The following is a 10,955-nucleotide window of genomic DNA, read 5'->3' on the forward strand; positions in this document are numbered from 1 at the left end:
GGCCGGTCATCCGCCACGCTCGCCAGCCTCCTCCGCGCCGGCGGGCGCGTCGACCCCGGTCGGTGGCGGGGCGGTGAGCACCGTCGCCGTCCCCCCGGCCACCTGCACCCGGGTGCCGCGCAGCGCGGCCGGCACGTCCTCGGCGACCGCGGCGGTGATCAGGCACTGCTCGGCGGTGCCGGCGACCTCGGCCAGCGCGGTGCGCCGGCCGGCGTCCAGCTCGGCGAACACGTCGTCGAGCACCAGCACCGGTTCCTCGCCGTCGGCGCGCAGCAGCGCGAAGCAGGCCAGCTTCAGCGCGAGCGCGAACGACCAGGACTCCCCGTGGCTGGCGTACCCCTTCGCCGGCGCCGGGCCCAGGTGCAGCACCAGGTCGTCGCGGTGCGGGCCGACCAGGGTGACCCCGCGGTCGACCTCGTCCTTGCGCCGCTCCTCCACCCGGCGGGCCAGCGCCGCGGTCAGCTCCGCCGCCGACGGGACGCCGATGCCGGGCAGGAACGCCGTCCCGTCCCCGGCCAGCGGCACCGTGCTGGTGTAGCCGAGCCTCGCGGTGTCCGCACCGTCCCCGGCGACGCCGGCGTAGGCCGCGGTCACGTGCGGGTCGAGGTCGGCGGCCACCCGCAGCCGGGCGGCCAGCAGCTGGCCGCCGAGGTCGGCGAGGTGGCCGTCCCAGACCTCGAGCGTGGCCAGGTTGCCGCGGGCGAGCTTGGCGGTCTTGAGCAGGGCGTTGCGCTGCTTGAGCACCCGCTCGTAGTCCGAGCGGACCCCGGCCAGCCGCGGGGTGCGGCTGACCAGCAGGTCGTCGAGGAACCGGCGCCGCTCGGTCGGGTCGCCGCGCACCAGCGCGAGGTCCTCGGGGGCGAACAGCACGGTCTTGACCAGCCCGAGCAGCTCCCGGGGGCGGGGCAGCGGGGAACGGTTGACCCGCACCCGGTTGGCCCGGCCCGGGTTGATCTCGACCTCGACCAGCAGCTCGCGGTCCTCCTTGCGCAGCGCGGCGCGCACCACCGCCTGCTCGGCGCCGTGCCGCACCAGCGGGGCGTCGGAGGACACCCGGTGGCTGCCCAGCGTGGCCAGGTAGCCGACCGCCTCGACGAGGTTGGTCTTGCCCTGGCCGTTGCGGCCGACGAGCACCGTCGGGCCCGGCGTCAGGGCCAGGTCGACGGCCTCCCAGCTCCGGAAGGACCCCAGCTGCAGATGTCGGACGTACAAGTCAGGCGGGGTCCTCGACCTCGCGGTCCTTGGCCGCCTGGACGGCGTGGCCGCCGAACTGGTTGCGCAGGGCGGCCACCGCCTTCATCGTCGGGCTGTCCTCCTGCCGGGAGGCGAACCGGGCGAACAGCGCGGCGGAGATCGCCGGCATCGGGACGGCGTGCTCGATGGCCTGCTCGACGGTCCAACGGCCCTCGCCGGAGTCCGAGGCCCAGCCGGTGATGTCCTCCAGGCCGGGGTCCTCCTGCAGCGCCCGCACCAGCAGGTCCAGCAGCCAGGAGCGGATGACGGTGCCCTGGGTCCAGGAGGCGATGACGCCGGGGACGTCCTCGACGAGGTCGACCGCGGTCAGCAGCTCGTAGCCCTCGCCGTAGGCCTGCATCATCCCGTACTCGATGCCGTTGTGGACCATCTTGGCGAAGTGCCCGGCGCCCACGGGACCGGCGTGCACGAAGCCCGCGCCCTGACCGGCCGGGGAGTCGTCCTCGGCGTCCACCGGCGGCTTGAGGGCGTCGAAGACCGGCTGGACCTTGGCGACGTCCTCCTTGGACCCGCCGACCATGAGGGCGTAGCCGTTCTGCAGGCCCCAGACACCGCCGGAGACGCCGGCGTCGACGTAGCCGATGCCCTTCTCCGCCAGCATGTCGGCGTGCGCCTGGTCGTCGGTGAACTTGGAGTTGCCGCCGTCGACGACCACGTCGCCGGCCTCGAGCAGGTTGCCCAGCGCCTCGACGGTCTCCCGGGTCGGGTCACCGGCCGGGACCATCACCCACACCACGCGCGGCGCCTCCAGCGCGCCGACCAGCGCCTCGAGGCTGTCGACGTCCTGCAGCTCGGGCGAGCGGTCGTAGCCGACCACCTCGTGCCCGGCCCGGCGGACACGCTCGCGCATGTTGCCGCCCATCTTGCCCAGTCCGATCAACCCCAGCTGCACGCCGGTCCTCCTCCAGTCGGTCTCCTCCCCGGTGCGGGCGGCACTGCCCCCGGGCGGTGCCCATCGTGCTCGCCCCGGTGCCGGGCCGCGCGGCGGGTCAGCCGGGGAGGCGCACCGGCATGATCAGGTAGCGGTAGGAGCCGGGGCGCGGGGCGCCGTCCTCGGCCGGCTCCTCGTGGCCGGAGAGCACCGCGGGCTTGAGCGCGCTGGTGAAGTCCATCCGGGCGCGCTCGGTGTGCACCGAGGCCAGCCCGTCGAGCAGGAACGTCGGGTTGAACCCGATGGTCAGCGGGTCGCCGTCGAACTCGACGTCGCAGCGCTCCTCCGCCTGGCCCTCGTCGTCGGTGCCGCCGGCCCGCAGGGTGACCTGGCCGGGGGTGAACTCGCAGCGCAGCGGCGTGCCGCGCTCGGCGACCAGGGCGACGCGCTTGGCCGCGTCGGTGAAGGCACCGACCGGCAGCAGCGCGTGCGAGGCCGACTCGTTCGGCATGATCGCCCGGTACTTGACGAACTCGGCGTCCAGCAGCCGGGTGGTGGTCTGCCGGTCCTTGCCCGACAGGCCCAGGATGCCCTCGCCGGTGCCGCCCGAGGACAGCGACAGCACGACCTCCGGGCCGCTGGTCAGCGTCTTCGCGGCGTCCGCGAGCGTGCGCGCGGGCACCAGCACCGCGGCCGACAGGCCGGCGACCTCGGGCCGCCAGGCGAACTCGCGGACGGCGAGGCGGTAGCGGTCGGTGGCGGCGAGGGTGACCCGGTCGTCCTCGATCTCCAACCGGACACCGGTGAGCATGGGCAGGGTGTCGTCGCGGCCGGCGGCGACGGCGACCTGGCCGACCGCCTCGGCGAAGGCGTCGGAGTCCACGACGCCGGCGGTGGAGGGCAGCGACGGCAGCGACGGGTAGTCCTCCACCGGCAGCGTGGGCAGGGAGAACTTGGCGTTGCCGCAGGTGATGGCCAACCGGGCGCCCTCGGCGACGACGTCGACCGGGTGCGGCGGGAGGGCGCGGACGATCTCGGCGAGCAGCCGACCGGGGACCAGGGTGCGGCCGTCCTCGGTGGAGGAGACGTCGACCTCGGCGCGGGCGGAGACCTCGTAGTCGAAGCCCGAGACCGACAGGGAGGCCCCCTGCACCTCCAGCAGGATGCCGGCCAGGACGGGGACCGACGGCCGCGGCGGCAGGCTGCGCGCCGTCCACGCCACCGCGTCGGAGAGCACCTCGCGTGCCACCCGGAACTTCATGTCGTCGTCCACCCCTGCTCGTCGTCCTGCGGGTCCTCATCTGGTGCGGGCGACAGTCTCCCCTGCCGGGGCGCCCGGCGTCGAATGCCCCTCCCCGCTCCTCCTGCTGCCCCCTGCTGTCGACTCGTCGACCGCACGTGCACACCCAGGGTGTGGTTCGAGAACTCCTCGAGGGAACTCCCTCATCCTCGTCATCACAGGTGTGGGTACTGGGGACCGAGGACGTCGGCGCAGGTCAGAGCCGGTGCGGGGCTGTTGGCGCGGTGTGGGCCGGTGACCGTGCGGCTGGGGTCGACATGGGGATTCGTCGGCCGTCCTCCACCGGTGACCGTCCGCGTCCACCCCCGGTCCACCCGCTGTCCCGGTCCGACCCCCGGTGGATCCCCAGGCCACCCGATCGGGGACGGACCGGGGAGAACCCGTGCAGTTCCTGGGTACGGCGGGGGTCGACATGGGGACCGGTAGTCCCCACCCTGTGCACAGATCTGGGGATGAAGGGGTTTGTCGACCCCGGCGGGGGCGTTACTGGCGGGCGCGGGACTTGATCCGGGCGGTGAGCTCGGTGACCTGGGTGTAGGTCGCGCGGCGCTCGCCCATCAGCCCGGTGATCTTCTTGACCGCGTGCATGACCGTGGTGTGGTCCTTGCCGCCGAAGGAGGCACCGATGCGCGGCAGCGACAGCTCGGTGAGCTCGCGGCACAGGTACATCGCGATCTGCCGGGCGTTGACCAGCGTGCGGCTGCGGTTGGCGCCCTGCAGCTCCTCCATCGTCACGGAGAAGTACTCGGCGGTCGCGGCCATGATGATCGCGGCGGTGATCTGCGGGCCCTGCTCGTCGCTGATCAGGTCCTTGAGGACCAGCTCGGCCAGGGCCAGGTCGACCGGCTGCTTGTTCAGGCTGGCGAAGGCGGTGACCCGGATGAGCGCGCCCTCGAGCTCGCGGATGTTGGTCTGCACCTTGCTGGCGATGAACTCCAGCACCGGGTCGGGGGCCTGCAGCCGCTCGCCGTAGGCCTTCTTCCGCAGGATCGCGATGCGGGTCTCCAGGTCCGGCGCCTGGACGTCGGTGATCAGCCCCCACTCGAAGCGGGTGCGCAGCCGGTCCTCCAGCGTCGTCAGCTTCTTCGGCGGCCGGTCGCTGGTGATGACGATCTGCTTGCTGGCGTTGTGCAGCGTGTTGAAGGTGTGGAAGAACTCCTCCTGCGTGCGCTCGGCGCGCTCCAGGAACTGGATGTCGTCGATGAGCAGGAAGTCGATGTCCCGGTAGCGGCGGCGGAAGTCCTCGGCCCGGCCGGAGTGCACCAGGTTGATGAACTCGTTGGTGAACTCCTCGGTGGAGACGTACCGGACCCGGACGTCGGGGAACATCCGCGCCGCGTAGTGGCCGATGGCGTGCAGCAGGTGGGTCTTGCCGAGGCCGGAGTCGCCGTAGACGAACAGCGGGTTGTAGGCCCGGGCCGGGGCCTCGGCGACGGCGACCGCGGCGGCGTGGGCGAACCGGTTGCTGTTGCCGATGACGAAGCTGTCGAAGACGTACTTCTGGTTCAGGCCGAGGTCGCCCCCGCCGGTGCGGCCGCCGGCCGCCGTGCGCCGGGCGGGCCCGGGGGTGGGGTCGCCGTCGGTGCCGGGCCCGTCCCAGGGGGCCGGGCGGCGGGGGTCGGTGCGCGGGGCGTCCCAGGCCGGCGCGCCGTTGCCGCGGGACCAGTCGCGGCCGTCGCCGGACTCAGGCAGCCAGACGTCGGTGCGGACGCCGAAGGCGGTGCGGCCGTCGTCGGCCTGCGCCCGGGCGGCGCGGTCCTCGGCGTCGCGGTCCCGCTCGCCGCGCTCCCGGTCGCCGTCACCCCACGCCTCGGCGTCGGTGCGGTCACCGTCGGACCGCTCGCCCGAGAACGGGTCGGCCCCGGGGCGGTCGCCGTCGTACCGACCGCTGACGAAACGGTCGCCGTCGTACCGGTCGGCGTCGTAGCGGTTGCTGTCGTACCGGTCGCCGTCCGGGCGTCCGGCGTCGGGTCGGTCGGGGACCGTGCGCGCGGGCCGCTCGGGCTCGCGGTGCGCGTCGGGGCGGGCCCCGTCGGAGGCATCGTGGCGGGCATCGCCGGCCGGCGGGGCGTCCTCCAGCTGGACGGCGACCTTGGTCTCCCGGCCGAACTCCGCGGTGAGCGCCTCGGTGAGCGCGGTGCGGATGCGGGACTCCAGCACCGTCTGGGTGAACTCGTTGGGCGCGGCGAGGACGAAGACGCCCTCGACCAGGCCGAGGGGGCGGGTGAGGCCGAGCATCGCGTTCTGCTGGCGGGTCAGGTCGCCGGCCAGGCGTTCCCGGATCCGGTCCCAGACCGGTCCCAGCTCGCCGGTGGTGTCGGCCATCGACTTCCGTCCCTTCCGTCCCCGTCGGTCTGCTGCGCGCCCGGTGCCGAGCTGGTCGCCGTGCTCGACGCCCCGGTGCGCGACCGCCGTACCGGCCCCGTCGTCCCCGGGTGGGTCCACCGCTGTGGACCGGGGTCCGGGCGGGGTCCACACCGCTGTCCACAGAGTGTGGACGACGGCTGGGGACGTGCTGTGGCAGAGGGTGGCCCGATCGGGCCGGTCCGGGGTGTCCGCCCTGGTCAGCGTGCGGACGGGGGGTGTGGACCGGGCCGGGTGCCGGGGGTGGACCGATGGTGGTCGGGACCACCCGGGACGACCCTCTCGACCGGTGGCGAGCGAGGCGACGCTAACAGCACCGTCCACAGGCGGGCAACGACACCGGTGTGGTTCGGCGAGCCCGCGCCGAGCCCTGGTCCAGCCCGAGCCGGGCCCCTGGTGGCGTCCCCGGGAGGGGCCGGCCGCGGACCTGCCGCGGGCGGCCACCGCCGGGGCGGCCGGCTCGGCTATGCTGGCTGTGTCTGTGCACAGCGGACGGTTGCTGCGTGCCCGCCACGTGGTCCCGGTCCTGGGCGCAGACCACCAGCCTCGGTGCAGGCAGGGGTCCGGCGCACCGCCGGGTCGCCGCCCGGCACCGCTGTGCGACCGCCCGGTCGGTGGTCGCCACCTCGTCGTCGTCAGTGGGAGCACCTCGTGAGCAAGCGCACGTTCCAGCCGAACAACCGTCGCCGGTCCAAGACCCACGGCTTCCGGCTCCGGATGCGCACCCGTGCCGGTCGCGCCATCCTTGCCGGCCGTCGCCGCAAGGGCCGCGAGAAGCTCTCCGCCTGACGTGCTGCCTGCGCAGGCCCGCCTGCGCCGGCGTCCGGAGTTCACCGTGGTCGTCCGCTCCGGCCGGCGTGCCGGGCGCCCGACCCTGGTCGTGCACTACCTCCCCGAACGGCCCGTCGTCCGCAACGGGGGTCCTGGTGACCCCCCGTGCGGGCCGCGGGCCGGTTTCGTGGTCGGCAAGACCGTCGGCAACTCGGTGTGCCGGCACCGGGTGACCCGCCAGCTGCGGCACCTGGTGCGCGACGAGCTGCACCGTCTGCCCCCGCAGGCCGACCTGGTCGTCCGGGCCCGGCCCGAGGCGGCCGGTGCCGACGCCGCCACCCTGCGCCGTGACCTCAGCCGGGGCCTGGACCGCGTGCTGGGTGACCGGTGAGCGCCGGCGCCCGGGCCCTGCTGGGCCTGATCGGCTTCTACCGGCGCGGCATCAGCCCCCTGCTGGGCCCGCGCTGCCGCTTCACCCCCACCTGCAGCGAGTACGCGCAGGAGGCGGTGCAGGTGCACGGCGCCGCCCGCGGTGGCTGGCTGGCCGTGGTGCGGATCGCCAAGTGCGCTCCGTGGCACCGCGGCGGCATCGACCTCGTCCCCGGAACCGTCCAGGCAGCTCACTCGTCTGGCACAGCGTCCCCGGCGGGGTCCCGGCCCTGCCCCCCGACCCCGCCGCCCTCGGAGGCCCGCGTTGCTTGACTGGCTGTACACCGCGATCGCGTGGGTGATGAAGCAGTGGCACGCACTGTTCTCCACCTTCCTGGACCCGGCCGGCGGCATCGCCTGGGCGCTGTCGGTGGTCATGCTCGTGGTGACCATCCGCATCCTGCTGTTCCGGCTGTTCGTCAAGCAGGTGAAGAGCCAGCGGGCGATGCAGGAGATCCAGCCGGAGATCCAGAAGCTGCGCAAGCAGTACGGCGCGGACAAGCAGGGCTTCAGCCAGGCGATGATGGCGCTGCAGAAGGAGCGCGGGGTCAACCCGCTGGCCGGCTGCCTGCCGATCCTGCCGCAGATCCCGATCTTCATCGGTCTGTTCCACGTCCTGCGGCGCATCGCCCCGGGCAAGCCGGGTCTCTACAGCTGGGACAACGACCTCACCCAGCAGGCGGCGACCGCGAAGCTGTTCGGCGCCCCCATCGCCTCCTCGTTCAACATGGTGGGCGAGAAGGAACAGGCCATCCTCGAGCTGACGGGTGGCAGCTACACCAACATCCGCGTCGTGGCGATGATCTTGATCATCATCATGTGCTTCACGACGTTCTACACGCAGAAGCAGATCCAGCGCCGCTCCGGCCCGGTCGAGGGCCAGGCCGCCACCGTGCAGAAGCTGCTGCTCTACGGCATGCCGATCAGTCTCTTCGTCTCGGGCTTCTTCTTCCCGATCCTGGTGCTGCTGTACTGGTTCACCAACAACCTGTGGACGCTGGGCCAGCAGTTCTACATCCTCAAGAAGATGCCGCCGCCCGGGTCCCCGGCCGCGCTGGCCAAGGCCGAGGCGGACAAGCCGAGGATCGACCCCAAGCTGCTCGCGCCCAAGCCCGGGGCCAAGCCGGTCCGCCCCAAGCGCGCCCCGGCGACGTCGTCCGACGCCGACGACGCCCCGACCGTCGAGGCGGCCGAGGACGCCGGCCCCGCGGCGGCCGACCCGGCGCCCGGCAACGGCACCGCCGGCAGCAACGGCACCGGCGGGCGCACCAGCGGTGGGAGTCGACCACGCGCTGCGGGCGGCTCGGCCGGCCCGGCCAACCGGGGCAAGCGCCGCCGGCGCTGACCCCTCCCCCACCCCCGGGTCCACCCCGGCCGCCGTCGCTCCCCCAGGAGGAGACCACGTGAGCACCCCGCAGAGCAGCACCGCACCCGAGACCGCACTGCCCGAGACCGCACTGCCCGACGCCGACCCGGCCGACGCCGACGCCGTGGTCGAGCCCGTCGACGTCCTCGAGGACACCGCGGAGGGCACCGCGGACCAGGCCGACGACGAGGCGGACGAGGACGACGAGGAGGACGACCTGCTCGTCCAGGAGGGCGACGTCGCCGGGGACTACCTCGAGCGACTGCTGGACATCCTCGACGTGGACGGCGACATCGACCTCGACGTCGAGGGCGACCGCGCCTCGGTCGCCGTCGTGGGCGGCGAGCTGACCACCCTGATCGGCCCCGGCGGCGCCACTCTGGAGGCCCTGCAGGAGCTCACCCGGCTGGCCGTCGCTCAGTCCACCGGCACCCGCAGCCGGCTGATGCTCGACATCGGCGGGTTCCGAGCGAAGCGGCGTGCCGACCTCACCGAGCTGGCCGGGCAGGCCGCCGCCCGGGTGGCCGCCAGCGGGTCGGCGGAGCGGCTGGCGCCGATGAACCCGTTCGAGCGCAAGGTCGTGCACGACGTGGTGGCGGCTGCCGACGGCGTCCGCAGCGAGTCCGAGGGCGAGGAGCCGAACCGCCGCGTCGTGGTCCTGCCCGCCTCGTGAGCGACCCGGGTCGGGGGCCGGCCGACGTCCCGGCCGAGCCGCCGGTCGCTGCGCCGGCCTTCGGCGACCGGCTGGACGGCGCCCGCCGCTACGTCGAGCTGCTCGCCGGGGAGGGCGTGGTGCGCGGCCTCATCGGCCCGCGCGAGGTGCCCCGTCTGTGGGAGCGGCACGTGCTCAACAGCGTCGCGGTCGCCGAGGCCGTGCCGCACGGGGCGCGTGTGGTGGACGTGGGCAGTGGGGCGGGGCTGCCCGGCATCCCGCTGGCGCTCGCCCGGCCCGACCTGACCCTCACCCTCGTCGAGCCGATGGCCCGCCGGGTGGAGTTCCTGCAGCACGTGGTCGAGGAGCTGGGCACCGGTTGGACGGTGGTGCGCGGCCGTGCGGAGGAGAAGTCCGTCGTCCGCGCGGTCGGCCCGGTCGACGTCGTCACCGCGCGGGCGGTGGCTCCGCTCCCGCGGCTGGTGGGGTGGGTGCGCGGCATGCTGCGGCCCGGTGCCCAGCTGGTGGCGCTGGTCGGTGCGACGGCGGCCGCCGAGGTGCCCGCCCTGGTGCCCGAGCTGGCCGCGGCGGGGATGCGGGACGTGCACGTCCGCCCGGTCGGTACGGAGCTGGGCGAGGCCGCCACGCAGGTCGTTGTGATGACGCGCGCGGGCCGCTGATCGCCGTGCCCGGGGTCGACTCGTCGACCCGTAGGCTGGTGCGCGGAATTCCACGGCCGGCGTTTCACGTGGAACTGGCTACAGCGACCCGATCGGGTTCCACGTGGAACACGATCGGGTGAGGAGGACTTCGGCATGACGGACCCGGGCGAACGGCTGCGCAGCAGCCTGGCCGCCGACCTCCCGCCGGCCGGAGCTGAGTTCGACAGCCCCATCGCGATGGAGGCGATGCGCGCGACCCGGGTGCTGCACGCCGGCGAGCAGGACCCCTTCCCTCCCCCGGGCCGGATCCGGGTGCTGACGGTCGCCAACCAGAAGGGCGGCGTCGGCAAGACCACATCCACGGTCAACCTCGGGGTCGCACTGTCGCTGTTCGGGCTGCGGGTGCTGGTCATCGACCTCGACCCGCAGGGGAACGCCAGCACCGCCCTCGGCGTGGAGCACGTCGTCGGCACGCCGTCGGTGTACGACGCCCTGGTCGGCGACGCCACCCTCGGCGAGGTCACCCACCCGACCACCGCCTCGCCGAACCTGCGCTGCGTGCCGGCGACCATCGACCTCGCGGGTGCGGAGATCGAGCTGGTCAGCGTGGTCGCCCGCGAGCACCGGCTGCGCCGGTCCATCGAGGCGCACCTGCACGCCTTGCCCGCCGACGAACGGCCGCACTACGTGCTCATCGACTGCCCGCCCTCCCTGGGTCTGCTCACGCTCAACGCGCTCGTGGCCGGGGACGAGGTGCTCATCCCGATCCAGTGCGAGTACTACGCGCTGGAGGGCCTGGGCCAGCTGCTGTCCAACATCGAGCTGGTGCGGGCGCACCTGAACCCAGGCATCGCCGTCAGCACCATTCTGCTGACCATGCACGACGGCCGGACCAAGCTGGCCGACCAGGTCGCCGACGAGGTGCGCAACCACTTCGGCGAGCTGGTGCTGTCCACCGTCATCCCGCGCAACGTGCGGGTGAGCGAGGCCCCGGGCTACGGCCAGTCGGTGCTCACCTACGACCCGGGTTCACGTGGATCCACCAGCTACGTGGAGGCCGCCCGCGAGCTCGCCGTGCGGGGTGCGCAGCTGCAACCGCTCGTGCCCGCCCAGCCCTCCCCGGCCGCCGCACCGCCGGCCGCCCCGCCGCTGAACGCCCTCGTCCTCGGTCAGTCCGTGGCGACCCGATCCCAGGAGGACTCATGACCAAGCGCGGCGGACTCGGCCGGGGCCTGGCAGCCCTCATCCCCACCAGCGCGCCGGCGGCCACCGCCACGCCCGCGGCC

General features: G+C 74.0%; 10 protein-coding genes and 1 pseudogene. 7 read left to right on the top strand and 4 right to left on the bottom strand.

Annotated features, from left to right (window positions below; all coding sequences use genetic code 11):
• Positions 1–6 precede the first annotated feature (6 nt).
• From recF to dnaA, 4 genes are all read right to left on the bottom strand, one after another.
• On the bottom strand, positions 7–1,212 hold the full coding sequence (gene recF / locus NH342_RS19260; protein ID WP_253017341.1) for a DNA replication/repair protein RecF: 1,206 nt from the start codon (positions 1,210–1,212) through the stop codon (positions 7–9).
• Position 1,213: 1 nt separating this feature from the next.
• Positions 1,214–2,146 (bottom strand): phosphogluconate dehydrogenase (NAD(+)-dependent, decarboxylating), encoded by a 933-nt coding sequence (gene gnd / locus NH342_RS19265; RefSeq protein WP_253017343.1) that lies wholly within the window; start codon positions 2,144–2,146, stop codon positions 1,214–1,216.
• Between the two features lie 97 nt (positions 2,147–2,243).
• Positions 2,244–3,398: a DNA polymerase III subunit beta gene (dnaN, locus tag NH342_RS19270; RefSeq protein WP_253017345.1), complete on the bottom strand. Its 1,155-nt coding sequence runs from the start codon at positions 3,396–3,398 to the stop codon at positions 2,244–2,246.
• Between the two features lie 510 nt (positions 3,399–3,908).
• Complete coding sequence (dnaA, locus tag NH342_RS19275; protein WP_253017347.1) at positions 3,909–5,750, bottom strand: chromosomal replication initiator protein DnaA; 1,842 nt, start codon at positions 5,748–5,750, stop codon at positions 3,909–3,911.
• A 690-nt stretch (positions 5,751–6,440) separates the two neighbouring features.
• On the opposite strand from dnaA, the gene rpmH reads away from it, so the two are divergent.
• The 7 genes and pseudogenes from rpmH to NH342_RS19310 all read left to right on the top strand — a co-directional run.
• On the top strand, positions 6,441–6,578 hold the full coding sequence (rpmH, locus tag NH342_RS19280) for a 50S ribosomal protein L34 (RefSeq protein ID WP_040338882.1): 138 nt from the start codon (positions 6,441–6,443) through the stop codon (positions 6,576–6,578).
• A 1-nt stretch (position 6,579) separates the two neighbouring features.
• Positions 6,580–6,951, top strand: coding sequence for a ribonuclease P protein component (rnpA, locus tag NH342_RS19285; RefSeq protein ID WP_253017348.1), 372 nt, complete (start codon positions 6,580–6,582; stop codon positions 6,949–6,951).
• Positions 6,948–7,262, top strand: coding sequence for a membrane protein insertion efficiency factor YidD (gene yidD / locus NH342_RS19290; protein ID WP_253017349.1), 315 nt, complete (start codon positions 6,948–6,950; stop codon positions 7,260–7,262). Before rnpA ends, yidD begins: the two co-directional genes overlap by 4 nt.
• Positions 7,255–8,334, top strand: coding sequence for a membrane protein insertase YidC (gene yidC / locus NH342_RS19295; protein WP_253017350.1), 1,080 nt, complete (start codon positions 7,255–7,257; stop codon positions 8,332–8,334). The genes yidD and yidC overlap by 8 nt, the downstream gene beginning before the upstream one ends.
• A 58-nt stretch (positions 8,335–8,392) precedes the next feature.
• A complete protein-coding gene (locus NH342_RS19300) occupies positions 8,393–9,028 on the top strand; it encodes a R3H domain-containing nucleic acid-binding protein (RefSeq protein ID WP_253017351.1) in 636 nt (211 codons plus the stop codon).
• Positions 9,025–9,687, top strand: a complete 663-nt coding sequence (rsmG, locus tag NH342_RS19305) for a 16S rRNA (guanine(527)-N(7))-methyltransferase RsmG (protein ID WP_253017356.1) — start codon at positions 9,025–9,027, stop codon at positions 9,685–9,687. The genes NH342_RS19300 and rsmG overlap by 4 nt, the downstream gene beginning before the upstream one ends.
• A gap of 219 nt (positions 9,688–9,906) precedes the next feature.
• Positions 9,907–10,749: pseudogene (locus tag NH342_RS19310) on the top strand (ParA family protein); the annotation flags it as partial.
• Between the last annotated feature and the right edge of the window lie 206 nt (positions 10,750–10,955).

It is taken from the genome of Klenkia sp. PcliD-1-E, assembly GCF_024124375.1.
Taxonomy (GTDB): Bacteria; Actinomycetota; Actinomycetes; order Mycobacteriales; family Geodermatophilaceae; genus Klenkia.